This is a genomic window from Pyxidicoccus sp. M15 (assembly GCF_056858435.1).
Genome location: NZ_CM166495.1, coordinates 6,403,067 through 6,420,724 on the forward strand (window position 1 = coordinate 6,403,067; position 17,658 = coordinate 6,420,724).

At 70.3% G+C, this 17,658-nt stretch carries 18 protein-coding genes; 17 read left to right on the forward strand and 1 reads right to left on the reverse strand.

The features are described from left to right. The first annotated feature begins 94 nt into the window (after positions 1–94). The 5 genes from ACX9TP_RS24050 (at position 95) to rtcA (ending at position 7,229) form a co-directional block, all read left to right on the forward strand. Entirely contained in the window at positions 95–1,438 is a 1,344-nt protein-coding gene (locus tag ACX9TP_RS24050; protein WP_482982068.1) for a sensor histidine kinase, read from the forward strand. 341 nt (positions 1,439–1,779) lie between these two features. Next, on the forward strand, positions 1,780–3,225 hold the full coding sequence (locus ACX9TP_RS24055) for a sigma-54-dependent transcriptional regulator (RefSeq protein ID WP_482982069.1): 1,446 nt from the start codon (positions 1,780–1,782) through the stop codon (positions 3,223–3,225). A gap of 106 nt (positions 3,226–3,331) precedes the next feature. Then, entirely contained in the window at positions 3,332–3,919 is a 588-nt protein-coding gene (locus ACX9TP_RS24060; RefSeq protein WP_482982070.1) for a response regulator, read from the forward strand. Between the two features lie 136 nt (positions 3,920–4,055). Continuing rightward, positions 4,056–5,996, forward strand: a complete 1,941-nt coding sequence (locus ACX9TP_RS24065; RefSeq protein ID WP_482982071.1) for a CocE/NonD family hydrolase — start codon at positions 4,056–4,058, stop codon at positions 5,994–5,996. 156 nt (positions 5,997–6,152) lie between these two features. After that, positions 6,153–7,229, forward strand: a complete 1,077-nt coding sequence (gene rtcA / locus ACX9TP_RS24070; RefSeq protein ID WP_482982072.1) for an RNA 3'-terminal phosphate cyclase — start codon at positions 6,153–6,155, stop codon at positions 7,227–7,229. Between the two features lie 10 nt (positions 7,230–7,239). Here the strand turns inward: rtcA and ACX9TP_RS24075 are convergent, their stop codons facing one another. After that, positions 7,240–7,584, reverse strand: a complete 345-nt coding sequence (locus ACX9TP_RS24075; RefSeq protein ID WP_482982073.1) for a hypothetical protein — start codon at positions 7,582–7,584, stop codon at positions 7,240–7,242. A 106-nt stretch (positions 7,585–7,690) separates the two neighbouring features. Here ACX9TP_RS24075 and sppA point away from each other — a divergent pair, with 106 nt between their 5' ends. From sppA to ACX9TP_RS24135, 12 genes are all read left to right on the forward strand, one after another. Beyond that, on the forward strand, positions 7,691–9,469 hold the full coding sequence (gene sppA / locus ACX9TP_RS24080) for a signal peptide peptidase SppA (RefSeq protein ID WP_482982074.1): 1,779 nt from the start codon (positions 7,691–7,693) through the stop codon (positions 9,467–9,469). 6 nt (positions 9,470–9,475) lie between these two features. Then, a complete protein-coding gene (locus ACX9TP_RS24085) occupies positions 9,476–10,081 on the forward strand; it encodes a hypothetical protein (protein ID WP_482982075.1) in 606 nt (201 codons plus the stop codon). A 36-nt stretch (positions 10,082–10,117) separates the two neighbouring features. After that, entirely contained in the window at positions 10,118–10,699 is a 582-nt protein-coding gene (locus ACX9TP_RS24090; RefSeq protein WP_482982076.1) for a DUF7710 domain-containing protein, read from the forward strand. A gap of 76 nt (positions 10,700–10,775) precedes the next feature. Next, positions 10,776–11,375, forward strand: coding sequence for a hypothetical protein (locus ACX9TP_RS24095; protein WP_482982077.1), 600 nt, complete (start codon positions 10,776–10,778; stop codon positions 11,373–11,375). A gap of 203 nt (positions 11,376–11,578) precedes the next feature. After that, on the forward strand, positions 11,579–12,664 hold the full coding sequence (locus tag ACX9TP_RS24100) for an Mrp/NBP35 family ATP-binding protein (protein WP_482982078.1): 1,086 nt from the start codon (positions 11,579–11,581) through the stop codon (positions 12,662–12,664). Positions 12,665–12,682: 18 nt separating this feature from the next. Further along, positions 12,683–13,177, forward strand: coding sequence for a hypothetical protein (locus ACX9TP_RS24105; RefSeq protein WP_482982079.1), 495 nt, complete (start codon positions 12,683–12,685; stop codon positions 13,175–13,177). A gap of 2 nt (positions 13,178–13,179) precedes the next feature. After that, positions 13,180–13,614: a hypothetical protein gene (locus tag ACX9TP_RS24110; RefSeq protein ID WP_482982080.1), complete on the forward strand. Its 435-nt coding sequence runs from the start codon at positions 13,180–13,182 to the stop codon at positions 13,612–13,614. Between the two features lie 70 nt (positions 13,615–13,684). Then, positions 13,685–14,533: a 3-hydroxyacyl-CoA dehydrogenase family protein gene (locus ACX9TP_RS24115; protein ID WP_482982081.1), complete on the forward strand. Its 849-nt coding sequence runs from the start codon at positions 13,685–13,687 to the stop codon at positions 14,531–14,533. A 19-nt stretch (positions 14,534–14,552) separates the two neighbouring features. After that, on the forward strand, positions 14,553–15,329 hold the full coding sequence (locus ACX9TP_RS24120; RefSeq protein WP_482982082.1) for an enoyl-CoA hydratase-related protein: 777 nt from the start codon (positions 14,553–14,555) through the stop codon (positions 15,327–15,329). Between the two features lies 1 nt (position 15,330). Next, positions 15,331–16,029, forward strand: coding sequence for a hypothetical protein (locus tag ACX9TP_RS24125; protein WP_482982083.1), 699 nt, complete (start codon positions 15,331–15,333; stop codon positions 16,027–16,029). A gap of 36 nt (positions 16,030–16,065) precedes the next feature. Then, positions 16,066–17,208 carry an acyl-CoA dehydrogenase gene (locus ACX9TP_RS24130; protein ID WP_482982084.1) on the forward strand — a complete coding sequence of 381 codons (1,143 nt, stop codon included), beginning with the start codon at positions 16,066–16,068 and terminating at the stop codon, positions 17,206–17,208. 5 nt (positions 17,209–17,213) lie between these two features. After that, complete coding sequence (locus tag ACX9TP_RS24135; RefSeq protein ID WP_482982085.1) at positions 17,214–17,654, forward strand: AgmX/PglI C-terminal domain-containing protein; 441 nt, start codon at positions 17,214–17,216, stop codon at positions 17,652–17,654. Positions 17,655–17,658: the final 4 nt, after the last annotated feature.

Here is a 17,658-nt window from a genome sequence, read left to right on the forward strand (position 1 = left end):
GAAGCGGCGCGTGGCCCGGCCCGTGCTACGGGTGATTGATGGAGGCCGCGCCGGCGTACCATGACCGGCGCGGTGTGAGTGGAAGGGGCAGGCCATGGACTCGAGGACCCGGCGCAACTTCGACGACATCCAGCTCCGGCACATCGGCCGCATCTTCGGGCGCATGGTGGTGCTGCGCGCCTCCGTCGGCGCGGGGTTGATGCTGGCGGTGGCGTGGATGGCGGCGATGGACCCCGCGCCATGGCGGCTGACGTGGCTGGCCGCCCAGGTGGTGTCCGCCCTGACGTTCTTCATCTACGAGCTGCGCCGCTACAACCGCGAGGGGCTCACCCGGCGGAGCGTGCCCGTCAATCTCCTGCTGGGCGTGCTGTTCCAGCAGAGTCTGGTGACGGGGACGGGAGGGCTCGCCAGCCCGCTGCTGCCCATGGTCATCCCCCTGGCCTTCGTGGGCGCCACCGCGCTTCCCCGGGGCTGGCACCTGCGCCTGTTCGTCGTGGAGCTGGTGGCGCTGTCGGCCATGGCGCTGCCGCAGCTGGCGGGCTGGCTGCCCATGCTCCCGCTGTCTTTCCTGGGCGCGCCGCCCCGGCCGCTGATGTTCGCCACCGCGTTGCTGATGTTCGTGTTCATCATCATGATCAACGCGGTGGGCGCCGCCATCCGCGGCACCTTCGACGACATGCTCCGCGAGGCGCTGGCGCAGCGGGACGAGCTGCTGGCCACCCACCGCTCCTACTCGCGGGCGCTGGAGTCCATGTCCGGGGAGATTGCCCACGAGCTGAAGAACCCGCTGGCCACGGTGAAGGGACTCACCCAGCTCATGGTGCGCGAGGCCGGCCGCGCCCAGCCCACCGAAAGACTGGAGGTGCTGTCCAGCGAGGTGGTGCGCATGCAGGGCATCCTGGAGGAGTTCCTCAACTTCTCGCGGCCGCTCGTCCCGCTGTCGGTGAGCGCGGTGGACCTGGTGGCGCTGTGTGACGAGGCGTTGGTGCTGCACGAGGGGCTCGCCGCCCAGGGCGAGGTCCGGCTGGAGCGCGTGGGGCAGGGGCCCGTGCTCTCCGTGTGTGACGCGCGCAAGGTGAAGCAGGTGGTGATGAACCTGCTCCACAACGCCATCGAGGCGAGCCCCCGGGGTGGCCAGGTGCTCCTGGAGGTGGACGCCAACTCCATCGGTGAGGCCCGGGTGTCCGTGAAGGACACGGGCTCGGGCCTGCCTCCGGAGGTGGCCGGCCGCGCGTTCGAGGCGGGCGTCACCAGCAAGGCGAAAGGCTCCGGGCTGGGGCTGACGGTGGCGCGCGCGCTGGCGCGCCAGCACGGAGGAGATGTCACGCTGACGAACCGGACGGGTGGCGGGTGCGTGGCGGAGTTGGTGCTCCCGCGAGAGCTGCCCGCGGACATCCTCAAGCCCGTGGGCGAGCGCGCGGTGGCCCATGCCGGTTGATTCCGGGCGCGGAGGAGGTCGGCAGGGCCTCGCGGTGGCCCTGGCCTGGCGGTCCGCAGCGGAGCGGGCCGTCGCGAGCGGAGCTGGAAGAGACATGCTTCTTGACGAGGGAGTGGCTGGGGCAGCGGTCCGGACGCTCGCGGCACCGTCCTGTTCGGAAATGTCGGGACCTTTCGCGCCGCAAAACCCCCGACATTTCCGAACAGGACGCCTCCGGCTCCGCCCTGAGGCGTTCCGGAAGCGGCCACGGTTGTTCCCCGCAGTCCCCAGCCGCGTCCTGAATGGAGCGGACGCGGCGCTGCCCACCCAGTGCGAGCCCGAGTCAGGACGCGAGGTGGCCCATGCCGGTTGAGGCGGGCACGGCAGCGGAGGCCATCCACCACGTGCTGGTGGTGGACGACGACGCAGGCGTGCGCTTCACGCTGAAGGAGACGCTGCGCAGCCTGCCCGGCGTCTCGGTGGACGTCGCGGAGGATGGCGAGGTCGCCCTGGCGAAGCTGGCGGCGCGGCCGTACGAGCTGGTCATCACCGACCTGCGGATGCCGCGCGTGGACGGGATGGAGCTGGTGAAGCGGCTGCACGGCCAGCCCCACGCGCCGCGCATCATCGTCGTCACGGCGCACGGCTCGGAGCGCTTCGCGGTGGAGGCGGTGAAGGCGGGCGCGTACGACTACTTCCGCAAGCCCTTCGACGTGGACGAGCTGCTGGCCGTCGTCACCCGCGCGCTGGAGGCGGTGCGGCTGCGCGACGAGAACGAGCGGCTCGCGGGTGAGCTGAACCTGTCCCGCTCGCTGGTGTTCGCCTCGGAGGCCATGGGGCGGCTGGCGCAGCTCGTCCAGCGCGCGGGCTCGCGGGACGTGACGGTGCTGATTACGGGCGAGAGCGGCACGGGCAAGGAGCGGGTGGCGGAGGCGCTGGTGCGGGCCTCGCCGCGCGCGGACAGGCCCTACCTGCGCTTCAACTGCGCGGCGCTCACGGAGGAGCTGGCGGAGGCGGAGCTGTTCGGCCACTCGAAGGGCGCCTTCACCGGCGCGCACCGCGTGCGCCAGGGCCTCTTCCGCGAGGCGGACGGCGGCACGCTGCTGCTGGACGAGGTGGGGGAGCTGGCCCCGCCGCTCCAGGCCAAGCTGCTGCGCGTCCTGCAGGAGGGCGAGGTGCGGCCGGTGGGCGAGGACCGGCCCGTCAAGGTGGACGTGCGCATCCTCGCGGCCACGCACCGGGATTTGCGCCGCCGGGCAGCGGAGGGGACGTTCCGCGAGGACCTCTACTACCGCCTCAACGTGGTGCAGCTCCGTGTGCCGCCGCTGCGCGAGCGCCCGGAGGACATCCCGGTGCTGGCCCGCATGTTCCTGGACCGCTTCAGCGACCGCTTCCACACGGGCCCGCTGAAGGTACCCGAAGGCTTCTTCGAGAAGCTCCGCGCACTGCCGTGGCCGGGCAACGTGCGCGAGCTGGAGAACACGCTGGAGAGCCTCGTCGCGCTCTCCAGCGACGGCGAGCTGGACCTGGGGCTGCTGCCCGTCCCCGACTCCCCGGCGCCCGGTGCCCCGGCGGGAGCCAGCGCTCCGGGCCCCGGTGCGAGCGCGGAGGCACCGGACGGCGTGGGCCTCAAGGAGCGCGTGGAGGCGTACGAGCGGGGCCTCGTCCTGGACGCGTTGCGCATCGCCGGCGGCAACCGCAGCGAGGCCGCGCGGCGGCTGGGCATCGGCCGCGCTACGCTGCACGACAAGCTGCGCAAGTACGGCCTGGACGCGGCCCCGGACGAGGGCGGGGAAGGGCGGGGGTAGGACGCACGGGCCGGGGAGCGTCCACTCCCGGGGTGAAGTGTTTTCTTGTCGGCATGACGATGCGGTAGTCAGGAGAGATGCCGCTGGAAGCGGCGCGGATCCGGCCATGCTTCGCCGCACCGTGCCCGCGACCCTCCGCTCGAGACCCGTGCCCGACGCCACGCCCCCACGTCCCACTTCCGCGACTTCGCAGGTGAGCATCCTGCTGGTCGACGACCTCCCGGCGAACCTGTTCGCGCTGGAGTGCATCCTCGCGCCGCTCGGCCAGCGCCTGGTGCGTGCCGCGTCCGGTCAGGAGGCGCTGCGGCGGGTGCTCGACGAGGACTTCGCCGTCATCCTCCTGGACCTGCGGCTGGGAGACATGAACGGGGTGGAGGTGCTGACGCTGCTGCGCCAGCGCGAGCGAAACCGGCGCACGCCCGTCCTGCTCCTCACGGGCCTGGACGGAGACTCCCCGGAGCTGCAGCCGGCCTTCAAGCAGGGCGCGGTGGACTACATGCGCAAGCCCCTGGTGTCGGACGTGCTGCGCGACAGGGTGGCCCTGTTCGTGGAGCTGCGGCAGACGCAGGCCGCGCTGCGCCGGCAGGAAGGCCAGGTGCAGGAGCTGTCCACCCGGCTCGAGGAGGCCGAGCGCGAGCTGCGCGCCCTCCGCGCGGGGCCTCGTCCGCTGCCGGGGGGGCCGCCTTCGGAGTAGGGCGGCGTGCCGCGCCGCGGCGTTGCACGGACTGGGGAACAAAAGCACGGGATGTGCGTTGGTGGCGCCCCGGAGTCGGAGCTTCCGACGCCGGTGGTGGTCCCCCAGAATGACGCCCTCTCCTCCAGGAGCGTGCATGCACTCCGTGTCCCGCAGCCTCGCGGCACTGCTGCTGTTCTCCCTCGCCGCCCCCGCGGGCGCGCAGCCCGGCCCTCAGGCGCCGAAGCCGCCCTACGGCTGGTCCCAAGAGCGGGAAGACCGCATCCGCTCGCGCTACACCAAGTACGAGTTCCGCATCCCCATGCGCGACGGCAAGCGGCTGTTCACGTCCGTCTACGTGCCCGTCGATGCGTCCCCGACGAAGCGCTACCCCATCCTGATGGTGCGCACGCCCTACACCGTCGCGCCGTATGGCGTGGACCGGTACGCGAACTCGCTGGGGCCCAGCGAGGCCTTCGAGAAGGAGGGCTTCATCTTCGTGGGCCAGGACGTGCGCGGTGCCCACATGTCCGAGGGCGAGTTTCTCAACGTGCGCCCGCACAACCCGAAGAAGTCCGGGCCGAAGGACATCGACGAGAGCACGGACACGTACGACACCATCGACTGGCTGGTGAAGCACGTGCCGAACAACAACGGCCGTGTCGGCCAGTGGGGCATCTCCTATCCCGGCTTCTACACGTCGGCGGGCGCCATCGACTCGCACCCGGCGCTCAAGGCGGTGTCCCCGCAGGCCCCCATCGCCGACTGGTTCTGGGACGACATGCACCGGCATGGCGCCTTCAACCTGGGCATGGCGTTCAGCTTCTTCTCCGTGTTCGGCAAGCCCCGGCCCCAGCCCACGGACGCCGAGGAGTGGAAGCCGTACGACATCGGCACGCCGGACGCGTATGACTTCTTCCTGGACGTGGGGGCGCTGAGCAACGCGGACACGAAGCACCTCAAGGGCGAGATCTCCTTCTGGAAGGACCTCGTCGCGCACCCCAACTACGACGCCTTCTGGCAGGCGCGAAACCTCCTGCCGCACCTGAAGAACATCAAGGCGGCGGTGATGACGGTGGGCGGCTGGTACGACACGGAGGACCTGTACGGGCCGCTGCGGACCTACGCGGCAATCGAGAAGCAGAACCCCGGCACCACCAACACGCTCATCATGGGCCCGTGGCGGCACGGCGGCTGGCAGGGCACGGAGGGCACCGAGCTGGGTGACGCGGAGTTCGGCTTCAAGACGAGCGAGACGTACCAGGAGCTGGCGCTCGACTTCTTCAAGGCGTACCTCAAGGACGGCAAGAAGCCGGAGCTGCCGGAGGCGCTGGTGTTCGAGACGGGCGCCAACCGCTGGCGCCGCTTCGAGAGCTGGCCGCCGAAGGGCCTGCGCGAGACGCGGCTCTACTTCCAGCCCAAGGGCGCGCTGTCCTTCAACAAGGCCCCCACGGGCACCACGGAGTCCTTCGCCGAGTACGTGAGCGACCCGGACAAGCCGGTGCCGTACACGCAGGAGCTGAACCCCGGATGGAGCAAGAACTACATGGCGGAGGACCAGCGCTTCGCGTCGCGCCGGCCGGACGTGCTGGTGTTCGAGACGGAGCCGCTCGCGAGTGACTTGACGCTGGCGGGCCCGCTGGAGGCGGAGCTGTGGGTGTCCACCACCGGCACGGACGCGGACTGGGTGGTGAAGCTGGTGGACGTGAATCCGGGCAAGCTGCGCGGGTGGAAGCAGAGCGACGACGAGCAGGGCAAGCGCAACCGCGGCGGCCAGCAGACGCTGGTGCGCGGTGAGCCGTTCCGCGGCCGCTTCCGCGACAGCTACAGCGAGCCCAGGCCCTTCAAGCCCGGCGAGGTGACGAAGGTGCGCTTCGTCATCAACGACGTGTTCCACACCTTCCAGCGCGGGCACCGGGTGATGATCCAGGTGCAGTCGAGCTGGTTCCCCTTCATCGACCGCAACCCGCAGACCTACGTTCCCAATATCTTCGAGGCGAAGGACACGGACTTCACGCGCGCGTTCCACCGCGTGTACATGTCCGCCGCGCACCCCAGCTCCGTGAAGGTGGGTGTGCTGCCGTCGGCGGACGAGTAGGGCGCGGAGTCGACGTGCGGGCCGGAAGTCGCAGTGCTTCCGGCCCGACATCCGCGGCGGGAGGACGCAGCGCGACGTCCGTTCCGCACGGGAGATCACCGTGCGTTCCTGTTACGCTGCACCTGTCACGCGGCAGACGCCTTGGACGTGAGGGACATGACTGGCACGGAGGGGCCCGACAGCGGGCGGGTGGAGCTCGACGGGAGTGAGGGTGAGGGAGGAGGGCAGATCCTCCGCACCGCGCTGTCGCTGTCGCTCATCACCGGCCGTCCCTTCCACATCACGCGCCTGCGCGAGAAGAGAGATCCACCGGGCCTGCGTCCCCAGCACCTGGCCTGCGTGCGCGGCGCCGAGGCCCTGAGCGACGGCTCCAGCGAGGGCGCCACCGTGGGCGCCTCCGAGCTCTCCTTCACCCCGGGCCCCGTGCGCGCGGGGAGCTACCTGCTGGAAGTGGGCACCGCCGGCAGCACGCCGCTGCTCTTCCAGTGTCTCGTCTATCCGCTGGCCCTGGCCGGGGGCGGGGAGCTCATCCTGCGCGGCGGCACGCACCTGCCGCACAGCCCCAGCTACCACTACATCGCCAACGTCTGGCAGCCGGTGGCCCGCGCGTACGGCCTGCCCGTGCAGCTCACCCTGCCGCACGCGGGCTTCTACCCGGAGGGCGCGGGGGAAATCGTCGCGGAGGTGGGCCCGCCCCAGGAGCCGCCGCTGCTGGTGGAACTGCCCGCGCGCGGGATGCTGCGCGAGGTGCGCGTGTCATCCTTCACCGGCGGGCTGCCCTTCACCATCGCCGAGCGCCAGTCCCGCGCCGCCGTGGCCGCCCTGCGCGAGCGGGGCATCCTCGCCGAGGCGGAGAACCGGCCGCTGCCGGTGACGCGCTCGGTGGGCACCGTCACCTTCGTGCTGGCCCAGTTCGAGCACACCATCGCCGGCTTCACCGCGCTGGGCGAGCGGGGCCGTGCCGCGGAAGAGGTGGGGCGCGAGGCCGCCGTGGCGCTGGCGGACTTCATGGAGACCGGGGGCGCGCTCGACGAGCACCTCGCGGATCAGATCCTCCTGCCCGCGGCGCTGCTGGCCTCCGGACGGCTGGGGCCGGCCACGCCGGGCACGACGCGCTTCACGGCGGCGCGCATCACCGACCACCTCACCACGCATGCCCGCGTGGTGGAGCGCTTCCTGCCGGTGCACGTCAGCGTGGATGCGAGCGGCGCCGTGGAGGTCCGCCCGCGCTGACGCGCGAGGCTCAGGCCTCTTCTTCGTCACCCCGGTTGGCACCGAAGGTGTTGGCGCCGGAGATCTCCTTCGTCGTGTTCCGGTAGGCCCGGAACCCGAAGGGCACGGCGGCCGCGAAGACGAGCACCACCAGGCCAATGGCCATCCAGGGGACGGGCGGCTGCTTCACCTGGATGTCCTTGCCATAGGAGTTGAGGTTGTTGCCCATGGCGCGCTGCTTGGCGATTTCCTTTTCCTCGGCCGTCAGCTCGCGCTGGGCCTTGAACTCCTGCACCTGGCGCCGGGGCTGGGCCAGCGCGGCACCGCCCGAGCAGAGGGCGAGGACGAGAACGAGCCGGGGGAGGGCGTTTCGCATGGGGGCGGAGGCTAACACGACCCAACGTACGGGCTGAACAGGGCTTGCGCGGTTGGGGGGGCTCCGTTACGGCGCAGAACGCCCACATTTCCTCCCCGGGGACGCCATGCTGCGCCTGCCCTTCATCGCCCTCGCCAACCTCTTCCTCCTGCTGCGGAGCCTGCTGGGGCTGCCCTTCCGGCTGCTCGCCGCCCGCCACCGGCCGGCCTACGTGCGCTTCCGGCTGACGGGGGACCCGCCGTACCGCGAGCGGCGCAAGTCCCGATTCCAACTGGGAGGGACGCGCCCGGAGCCGGCCGCCGTCACCTCGGTGGAGCGCTTCCGGGAGTCCCTGCGGCTGCTGGCGGGGGACGCCGGGGTGAAGGGCATCCTGCTGGAGGTGGAGAACCTGGCCGTGCCGCCGGCGAAGCGGGACGCGCTGGTGGATGTGGTGGCGGAGTTCCGCAGGGCGGGCAAGCGGGTGGTGGCCTGGGCGGTGAGCGTGGAGACGGACGCCTACCCCGTCATGTGCGCGGCGGACGAGGCGCTGCTGGCGCCCATGGGCCGGGTGGACGTGGTGGGCTATTCGGCCGAGGCCACGGCCCTGGGCGAGGGGCTGTCGCGCGTGGGCATCCAGGCCCACTTCGTGCGGCGGGGTGACTACAAGACGGCGCCGGAGCTCTTCACCCACGCGACGGTGTCCGACATCCAGGCGCGGACGGTGGAGTCGTTCCTGGACGAGCGCTACGTGGACCTCGTGGATGCGGTGGCGCGCGGGCGCCGCAAGACGCCGGAGGAGGTGCGGGCGCTCATCGACCAGGGGCCCTTCAGCGCTCGGCGGGCGGTGGAGGCGGGGCTGGTGGACGCGCTGGTCAGCGAGGCGGACCTGCCGGCGCACCTGGGGCTGGTGAAGGCCGGGGAGGCGCACGAGGACGAGAGGGAGCTGGAGTCCATGGCGACGTACCTGTCCACGGTGCCCTTCCCCCCGGTGCGCTGGCGGAGGCTGAAGCGGCCGCCGCGCGTGGCGCTGGTGCCGGTGTCGGGCGTCATCGTCCCCGGGCAGGGGGCGAATAGTGAGCGGATGGCGTCGTCGGGCGCGGTGGTGAAGGCCCTGCGCGCGGCGGGGAGGGACAGGCGCACGAAGGCGGTGGTGCTCTACATCAGCAGTCCCGGGGGCGCGCCGCTGGCGTCGGAGCAGATGCTGGAGGCGGTGCAGCGGGTGGGGCGGAAGAAGCCCGTCATCGCGTTCATGGACCGGGTGTGCGCCAGCGCCGGGTACATGGTCGCGGTGGGCGCGAAGGAGATCTGGTCCACGCCGCACGCGGTGGTGGGCTCGATTGGCGTGTTCGCGGGGAAGTTCGATGCGTCCGTGCTGCTGGAGCGGCTGGGCGTGCACCAGACGGTGCTGGTCCGGGGGGAGAACGCGGCGCTGAACTCCAACTCACGGGGCTTCACCCCGCGCGAGCGCGCCACGCTGGAGGCGGAGGTGGAGGAGGTCTACCAGGGCTTCCTGGGGTACGTGGCGAAGGGACGCGGCCGGACGCCGGAGGAGATCCACACGCTGGCGGAGGGGCGGGTGTACTCGGGGATGCGGGCGAAGGGGGTGGGGCTGGTGGACCACGTCGGCGGCTTCGAGGCGGCGTGTGGCCGCGCGCTGGAATTGGCGAAGGTGTCCGCGGAGCGGTTCGACATCATTACCTACGGTGGGCCGAAGAAGCGGCTCTCGTTGCTCAAGCTGCTGATGGGCTCGGCGCGGGCGCAGACGTATGCGCTGTGTCCGACGGCGTGGAGGCTGGGTGGGCCGTGGGGTGCCGAGGCGTTCGATGATGTCTCGGACCTCCTGGGCGACAGGGTCCGCGACCTCCTGGCGGAGCTGTGGAACGATCGTGCGTATGACCGTGGATGAATGGCCATGCTGACCCTCTTGCTGGTCCTCATGATGGCGGAGGTTCCGGCGCCTCCGCCTCTCGAGCAGATGGAACTCGAGCAGGTCCTGTCCTGCGCGGGGGATGCCCTGAAGTGCGAGGCCTCGGACTGGGAGCTGGCTCGGGAGCTGGCGCGTCGCTACGACTCCGCGGTGCTCGCATCGCGTATCCAACGTGCGGCCGGTGCTCAGCGCCGGGTGCTGGCGTTCGCCCTGTACGTCCAGCCCTCGCGTCCGGACGTGGCGAGGCTCATGAGGAAGCTCTCCAGCGACCGGGACGAGGAGCTTGCGTACTACGCGCTGAACTACCGGGCGAAGCTGTGTGAACGGGAGGCCCTCGCGAAGCTGGTAGCGCCTCCGTACCGCATCCGAGCGGCCTGCGAACAATGGGCGACCACCGTGTCCCTGGTCGGCCAGTGCCGCTACGCGTCCGGCGGCCCCTTCCTGGTGTCCTCCCTTGATCATGGGTGCCTCAATGTCGTCCAGGCCGCGGAGGCCGGTCTGCGGGCGCTCTACCCGGATGCGCCTTCCACCTTTGAGTCGCTCGACCAGCAGAAGGCATATTTCGGGACGAGGGTGCACCGACGGAAGTGAGGGGGCTCCATGCAGCGATTACGATTCCCAGTCGTCATGCCGTACGGACACTCCGGGTGGGTGGTGGAGTTTCCGGCGAATCGCGAGCTGCTCCAGGTCCTGGGTGAGCCTGGCTACATCGAGGACGATCCCACGCGCACGGCGGGCGGGCGCGAGTGGTTCTGGGCATTCGAGATGGAGGACGGGCTTCGTCTCGTGCTGATCTGGCTCGAGCCCGTGAATTGCGTCTCTGTCAGCGCGGACCCGCCGGAGGCAGCGCGGGTGGTCGAGGCCCTTCGTGCGCTCGGGCTGAACGCCCCCTTCGAAACGCGCCAGCTGCCCTCGGAAGAGCGGCTTCAACTCTTCCAGGCGCGAGGCGCGGTCTGGGTCTTCACGGGCACAGGCGCATCGGAGCCCACCGCCGTTTTCTCTCGCAAGCAGCTGGCGGACACATGGCTCGCCCGGACTCGATTCTCTGGCACGCTCGTGGCCCATCCATTGGATGTCTCGCAATACGACTTCGAACGAAGATTGAGGCCATCCAGCGTCCCCGTGCTCGAGCGGGAGGAGTCGCAGCGGTACGTCGGCGTCCTGGGTGAGCGCTATGAGTACGTTGAAGGCAGGCAGGTCAAAGACTGAAGGTGTCGGGCACATTCCGGTTGATGGAATCGCCGCGCGCGCGACGAGCGGCTCCGGTGCTACCCTCCGCGCGCCCATGAAGCGCACCGTCCTCCTCTGCCTGCCCCTGTTGGCCGCCTGCGCCACCCCCGCACGCGAGCCCGTCTTCGTCGCCGAGGCCTATGCCCGGGCCCTGGACGAGGGGCGCCTCCAGGACGCCTACGCCCTCACCAACGGAGGGCCCGAGGGCGAGGTCGCCTTCCTGGACCGCTACTCCGACGAGTCCACCCGCCGAGAGCGCGCCGCCGCCGTGCGCTCCGGAACCCAGGTGCTGGAGGCCCGCGCCCCTTCCGTCACCCTGGCCCACACCGCCCAGGGCTGGCGCGTGGTGGAGGCCCGGCCGGCGGACGTGCCCCGGGCGGCCCTCTCGCGCTTCCTGGACACCGTGGAGGCCCGCGAGTGGCAGAAGGCCTGGAGCCTGCTCGCCGCGCCGCTGCGCGCCCGCTACACCCCCGAGCGCCTGCGCGAGGACTTCGAGCGCGAGCCCCTGGCGAAGGAGCGCCTGCGCCGGGCCCGGCTCGCCCTCAACGCCAACGTCCGGGTCGGCGCGGGGGAGGCCCTGTTCCCCCTCGGAGAGGACCGCGCCGTGGTGCTGGTGCTCGAAGACGGCGAGTACCGCGTGGCCTCCATCGAGTGACGGCCTGCCCGCCCGCTGATCCTCCAGTCCTCCTGATGGACCCCTTCAGCCCGCCGGCCATGCTCCACCGGGCGGCAGCCCGCCAGGGTGCGCCCGACGTCCAACGGCGTTAATCGACGTTGACAGCCCCCGGGGGGCTGGCAGATTCCGCGCCCGTTGGCGGCCCCCAACCGCCCGTTTTCCAAAAGGTTTCAGGTGTTCAGATGAGCGTTTCCGAGGCGGCCGTCCTCGCGGCGATGTCGAAGGTCATGGACCCCGAGCTCCACGTGGACCTCGTGAAGGCGGGGATGGTGAAGGACATCCGCATCGCGGGGGACTCGGTGAAGCTCAAGATCGAGCTCACCACGCCGGCCTGTCCGCTCAAGGGGAAGATCCAGGCGGACGCCGAGGCCGCGCTCAAGACGGTCCCCGGGCTGAAGACCTTCGACATCGAGTGGGGCGCCCAGGTCCGCGCGGCCGGTGGCGGCGTCCCCGGCGGCGCGCTGCTCCCCCAGGTGAAGAACGTCATCCTCGTCGGCGCCGGCAAGGGCGGGGTGGGCAAGAGCACCGTGGCCCTCAACCTCGCCACCGCCCTGGCCATGCACGGCGCCAAGGTGGGCCTGCTCGACGCGGACTTCTACGGCCCCTCGGTGCCCATGATGACGGGCCTCGCGGACAAGAAGCCGGTGAGCCCGGACGGCAAGTCCCTGGACCCGCTCCTCGCCCACGGCCTCAAGGTGATGTCCATCGGCTTCCTCGTGGAGGCGGACCAGGCGCTCATCTGGCGCGGCCCCATGCTCCACGGCGCGCTGATGCAGCTGGTGCGCGACGTGAACTGGGGCGAGCTGGACTACCTCGTCCTCGACCTGCCGCCCGGCACCGGTGACGTGGCCCTGTCGCTGTCCCAGTCCATCCGCGCCGCGGGCGCCGTGCTGGTGACGACGCCGCAGGACGTGGCCCTGGCCGACGTGGTTCGCGCCAAGCAGATGTTCGACAAGGTCCACATCCCCGTGCTGGGCATCGTGGAGAACATGAGCCAGTTCGTCTGCCCGAACTGCTCGCACGTCACGCCCATCTTCAACCACGGTGGCGGCCGCAAGGCGGCGGAGATGTTCGGCATCCCATTCCTCGGGGAGATCCCCCTGGACCTGAAGGTGCGCGAGTCCGGAGACTCGGGCGTGCCGGTGGTGCTGGGCGCGAAGGACAGCCTGGAGGCGAAGGCCTTCCTGGAGGTCGCTCGCAACGTGGCGGGCAGGGTGTCCACGCAGAGCATGAAGAGCGTGCCGCTTCCGGTGGTGCAGGCCCGATAACTCCCAAGGAGAGGCTTCATGGCTTCGGCCGGCAACGACGACTTCCCGCCCGACCCGCTGCTCGACGATGACGACCGGCAGGCGGGGCGCTCCAGCGGCCCCGCGGGCTTCGTGCCGGAGTTCGTGCGTCGCATGGCCGTGGCCGGCCTGGGTGCCCTCTTCATGACGGAGGAGGGCATCCGCAACCTCGCCGGTCAGCTCAAGCTTCCCAAGGAGGCGCTGGGCTTCATCCTCGGTCAGGCGGAGAAGACCAAGGACGAAATCACCCGCGTCGTCACCGACGAGCTGCGCCGCTTCCTCCAGTCGGAGAAGCTGCGCGACGAGTTCCTCAAGCTCATGTCCGGCATGACGGTGGAGATCAAGGCGCAGATCCGCCTCGTGCCGCCGGACAAGGCGGACGCGGAGAACGAGACGCCGAGCGAGCCGAAGGAGAAGAAGGCCGGCACGCCCCGCGTGGTCGTCTCCGAGCTCAACGCGCGGCGCCCCGGCTCCAAGCGGACGAAGAAGGAGTAGCGGTGGCGGACACGCCTTCCCCAGCCGAGCAAGCCCCCATTCCCGAGCGCCGCCACTGGCGCTCGCACCCGCTGCTGAAGCGGCTGCCCCTGCTCATCCTGGCGGGCTTCGGCCTGTGGCTCTGGCAGAACCCGGGCAAGCCCGATCACGAGCTGCGGCTCCAGTTCGATGGGACGGAGTGGAACATCGCCCGGGCCCTGGACCTCCAGGTGGTGGACGACGAGGGCAACGTGCTCAAGCGCGAGGAGCGCTTCTACACCGCGGGGCCTCCGCCCGAGGAGACGTTCGCCCTGGACGTTCCCGAAGGCACCTGGCGGGTGCGCATCTTCGTGAAGCTGGAGGGGTTCGACCGCCGCATGAAGCTGGAGGAGACGCTGGAGGTGGGAGAGGCGCAGTACATCGTCCGCCAGCTGCGGATGCCGCCCACCGGTCGTTGACCGTCCCGGACGCGTGGGCTATGGGCGGCCGCACGTCACTCACATTCCCAGCAAGGGGTTCGCGAACACCATGGCAACGGAGCATATCGTCGTCGTCGGGGCGGGGCAGATGGGCGCGGGCATCGCGCAGGTGGCACTCCAGGCCGGCCTGCGCGTCACGCTGGCGGACGTGTCCAAGGAAGGGCTCGCCAAGGGCGCGGACCGCATCAAGGGCGGCCTGAAGAAGCTGGTGGAGAAGGGCAAGCTCGACGAGGCGAAGCGCGCCGCCGCCGAGGCCAACCTCGCCACCCTCACGGACGTGAAGGAGGCGAAGGACGTCGACTTCGCCGTCGAGGCCGTGACGGAGAACGAGGACCTCAAGCGCCGCATCTTCCAGGACCTGGACTCCGTGGTGCGCCCGGGCGGCATCCTCGCCACCAACACCTCGTCCATTCCGATTACGCGCATCGCCGCGTCCACGAAGCGCCCCGAGTCCGTCATCGGCATGCACTTCATGAACCCGGTGCCGGTGATGCAGCTGGTGGAGCTCATCCGCGGCGCCGCCACGTCCGACGAGACGTACGCCACCACGCGCGCCCTGGCCGAGAAGATGGGCAAGACGACGGTGGTGTCCAAGGACTACCCGGGCTTCATCGTCAACCGCATCCTCATCCCCATGCTCAACGAGGCCTGCTTCGCGCTGATGGAGGGCCTGGGCACGGTGGAGGACATCGACACCGCGATGAAGCTGGGCACCAACCAGCCCATGGGCCCGCTGCAGCTCGCGGACTTCATCGGCCTGGACACCGTGCTCTACATCGCCGAGGTGCTCCACAAGGGCCTCGGTGACTCCAAGTACCGCCCCAGCCCGCTCCTGCGCCAGTACGTGGACGCCGGCTGGTACGGCAAGAAGAGCGGCCGCGGCTTCTACAAGTACTAATCCCACGGAGCCCACGCACATGGCCTACGAGAACATCCGGCTGGAGCAGGACGGCGCGGTCGCCACGCTCTTCATCGACCGGCCCAAGGCGCTCAACGCCCTCAACAGCAAGACGCTGCAGGAGATGGAGGCCGCGCTGGGCTCCATCGGCACGGACGTGCGCGTGCTCATCGTCACCGGCGGCGGCGAGAAGGCCTTCGTCGCCGGCGCGGACATCGCGGAGATGGCGGCGCTGAGCGAGTCGCAGGCGCAGGAGTTCGGCGCGCTCGGCCACCGCGTCATGGCCATGCTGGAGGCGCTGCCCATCCCCACCATCGCGGCCGTCAACGGCTTCGCGCTCGGCGGCGGGTGCGAGCTGGCCCTGGCGTGCGACTTCATCTACGCGTCGGAGAAGGCGAAGCTCGGCCTGCCCGAGGTGGGCCTGGGCGTCATCCCCGGCTTCGGCGGCACCCAGCGCCTCACCCGCGCGGTGGGCCGCGCCCGCGCCAAGGAGCTCATCTTCACCGGTGAGCGCATCGACGCGGCGAAGGCGAAGGAGCTGGGCCTGGTGCTGGAGGTGTTCGCCCCCGAGGCGCTCCTGCCGCACTGCCGCGAGGTGGCCGCGAAGATGCTGAAGAACGGCCCGCTCGCCATCGCCAAGGCCAAGCGCGTCATCGAAGAGGGCGCGGACAAGGACCTGCGCGCCGCCAACGAGCTGGAGCGCAAGACGTTCGGCGAGCTGTTCGGCTCGGCGGACCAGCGCGAGGGCATGAAGGCCTTCCTGGAGAAGCGCCCCGCTTCCTTCACCGGCAAGTGAAGTGCGCCGGGCGCTCGCGGCCGGGGGACTGCTGACCTGCCTCCTGGCCGCGGCGCCTTCACCGGCCGCGGAAGCAGGGGACGAGGACGGGCGCGCCCCGGCGCTCGTCTCCTGGAAGCGCACGCTCTGCCTCTACACCGCGTGCGCGCTCGAGCCGCTTTTTCCCGACGTCCGCTACGAGTGGAGCGCGGACTCGAAGGAGCGGTGGCTCCTGTCCTGGCCCGTCCACCCGTGGGCCTCGCCGCCCCTGGACATTCCCGGGCCCACACTCATCGTCTCGCCCTTCGTGGAGCCCCAGCTCCGGCTGAAGCCGTCGGTCTTCCGGCTGCTCGCCGGGGCCCGGGTGTACGCCTTCCCGGACACGCTGCGCTTCGGTGCGCTCGTGGAAGGTGCGGGGCTGTGGGGCGAGGACGGCTCGGGCGGGGTGGCGGGTGTGGGGCTGACGTATGACCTCATCGAGCGCCACCGGCACACCGTGCCGTGGACCCTGTCCCTGGTCCTCCGGCGGGCCTGGACGGGGGAGGGCGACCGGACGGACGTCACCTTCGACGTCACCGTGCCCCTCAACATGTTCTTTGGCTCACCCTTGGATTCCCGGGAGCCGGCCGCCCGGTCGTCCTCTAATCGGCACGTCAACCCGCGCTTGCAGTGGGGGCCCTCCTCTTCGCTGTTCCCGAGGGGAAGCCCCCATACTATGTAGGCCCTTCTCTTTTCCTCCCCGCTGTCGAGGAGTCTCATGAACTTCGAGCTGACCGACGTCCAGCGCGAGATCCAGCGGATGACCCGCGAGTTCGCCGCCAAGGAGCTGATCCCCAACGCCCGCAAGTGGGATGAGACCCACGCGTGGCCCACGGACGCGGTGAAGAAGCTCGCGGAGCTGTCCCTGCTGGGCGTCGCCGTCCCCGAGAGCCACGGCGGCGCCGGGCTGGACAACGTCTGTTACGCCATCGCCATGGAGGAGATCAGCCGTGGCTGTGCCTCCACCGGCGTCATCATGAGCGTGAACAACTCGCTCTACTGCGACCCGGTGATGAAGTTCGGCACCGAGGAGCAGAAGGAGCAGTTCCTCACGCCCTTCGCCCGCGGCGACAAGCTCGGCTGCTTCGGCCTCACCGAGCCCGAGGCCGGCAGCGACGCCGCCGCTCAGAAGACCGTCGCGGTGCGCCGCGGTGACGAGTACGTCATCAACGGCTCCAAGAACTGGATCACCAACGGTCCGAAGGCGGACGCCATCGTCCTCTTCACGATGACGAACAAGGAGAAGGGCAACAAGGGCATCACCGCCTTCGTCGTCCCCACCAACACCCCCGGCTTCATCCGCGCCGAGCCCGACAAGAAGATGGGCATCAGCGCCGCCTGGTCCTGCTCCATGTTCTTCGAGGACATGCGCGTGCCGGCCAAGTACATGCTGGGCAAGGAGGGCGACGGCTTCAAGGTCGCCATGAGCACGCTGGACGGCGGCCGCATCGGCATCGCGTCGCAGGCGCTCGGCATCGCCCGCGCGGCGTACGAGGAGGCGGTCCGCTACTCGGGTGAGCGCAAGTCCTTCGGCAAGCCCATCCGCGACCACCAGGCCATCCAGTTCATGATCGCCGACATGGCCACGGAGATCGACGCGGCCCGGCTGCTGGTGTGGCGCGCGGCGCTGATGAAGGACAAGGGCCAGCGCCACAGCCCGGAGAGCGCCATGGCCAAGCTGTACGCCAGCGAGATGGCCAGCCGCGTGGCGAACAAGGCCCTCCAGGTGCACGGCGGCATGGGCTACAGCAAGGAGATGGACGCCGAGCGCCACGTGCGCGACGCGCGCATCACCGAAATCTACGAGGGGACGAGCGAGATCCAGCGCATCGTCATCTCGGCCAACCTCTTGAAGGAGTAGGCGTGATGAAGCGGGTCCTTCTCCCAGCGGTCCTTCTTGTTTCTGCGGTGGCGCTCGCACAGGGCACTCCGGCGAAGAAGCCCTCCGGCGGGAAGCCCGCCTCGGCCCCCGCGCAGAGCGAGGGGCCGGATGTCGAGCGTCTGCCCTTCACTCCGGACTCCATCCGGCAGGTGGTCACCTACAACCAGCCTCGAATCCAGGAGTGCTACGAGGACCACCTGGCGGAGAAGAACAAGAAGGTGGAGGGCCGGCTGATGACGTCCTTCACCATCGACGCCAACGGCCTGGTGAAGGGCGCGAAGGTGGTGAAGAAGTCGAGCACGCTGAAGGACCCGGGCCTGCACGACTGCGTGGTGGCGGTGCTGTCGTCCATGACGTTCCCCAAGCCTCCGGACGGCGCGGACCACCCCATCGAGTATCCGTTCAACCTCAAGGCCATCGAGTAGGAAG

Coding starts and splice junctions, on each gene's coding strand:
- ACX9TP_RS24095 (WP_482982077.1), top strand. CDS start 10,776: ATGAAGCGCACCGTCCTCCTCTGCCTGCCCCTGTTGGCCGCCTGCGCC.
- ACX9TP_RS24105 (WP_482982079.1), top strand. CDS start 12,683: ATGGCTTCGGCCGGCAACGACGACTTCCCGCCCGACCCGCTGCTCGAC.
- ACX9TP_RS24120 (WP_482982082.1), top strand. CDS start 14,553: ATGGCCTACGAGAACATCCGGCTGGAGCAGGACGGCGCGGTCGCCACG.
- ACX9TP_RS24135 (WP_482982085.1), top strand. CDS start 17,214: ATGAAGCGGGTCCTTCTCCCAGCGGTCCTTCTTGTTTCTGCGGTGGCG.
- ACX9TP_RS24130 (WP_482982084.1), top strand. CDS start 16,066: ATGAACTTCGAGCTGACCGACGTCCAGCGCGAGATCCAGCGGATGACC.
- ACX9TP_RS24060 (WP_482982070.1), top strand. CDS start 3,332: ATGCTTCGCCGCACCGTGCCCGCGACCCTCCGCTCGAGACCCGTGCCC.
- ACX9TP_RS24050 (WP_482982068.1), top strand. CDS start 95: ATGGACTCGAGGACCCGGCGCAACTTCGACGACATCCAGCTCCGGCAC.
- ACX9TP_RS24075 (WP_482982073.1), bottom strand. CDS start 7,584: ATGCGAAACGCCCTCCCCCGGCTCGTTCTCGTCCTCGCCCTCTGCTCG.
- rtcA (WP_482982072.1), top strand. CDS start 6,153: ATGACTGGCACGGAGGGGCCCGACAGCGGGCGGGTGGAGCTCGACGGG.
- ACX9TP_RS24090 (WP_482982076.1), top strand. CDS start 10,118: ATGCCGTACGGACACTCCGGGTGGGTGGTGGAGTTTCCGGCGAATCGC.
- ACX9TP_RS24100 (WP_482982078.1), top strand. CDS start 11,579: ATGAGCGTTTCCGAGGCGGCCGTCCTCGCGGCGATGTCGAAGGTCATG.
- sppA (WP_482982074.1), top strand. CDS start 7,691: ATGCTGCGCCTGCCCTTCATCGCCCTCGCCAACCTCTTCCTCCTGCTG.
- ACX9TP_RS24085 (WP_482982075.1), top strand. CDS start 9,476: ATGCTGACCCTCTTGCTGGTCCTCATGATGGCGGAGGTTCCGGCGCCT.
- ACX9TP_RS24065 (WP_482982071.1), top strand. CDS start 4,056: ATGCACTCCGTGTCCCGCAGCCTCGCGGCACTGCTGCTGTTCTCCCTC.
- ACX9TP_RS24115 (WP_482982081.1), top strand. CDS start 13,685: ATGGCAACGGAGCATATCGTCGTCGTCGGGGCGGGGCAGATGGGCGCG.
- ACX9TP_RS24055 (WP_482982069.1), top strand. CDS start 1,780: ATGCCGGTTGAGGCGGGCACGGCAGCGGAGGCCATCCACCACGTGCTG.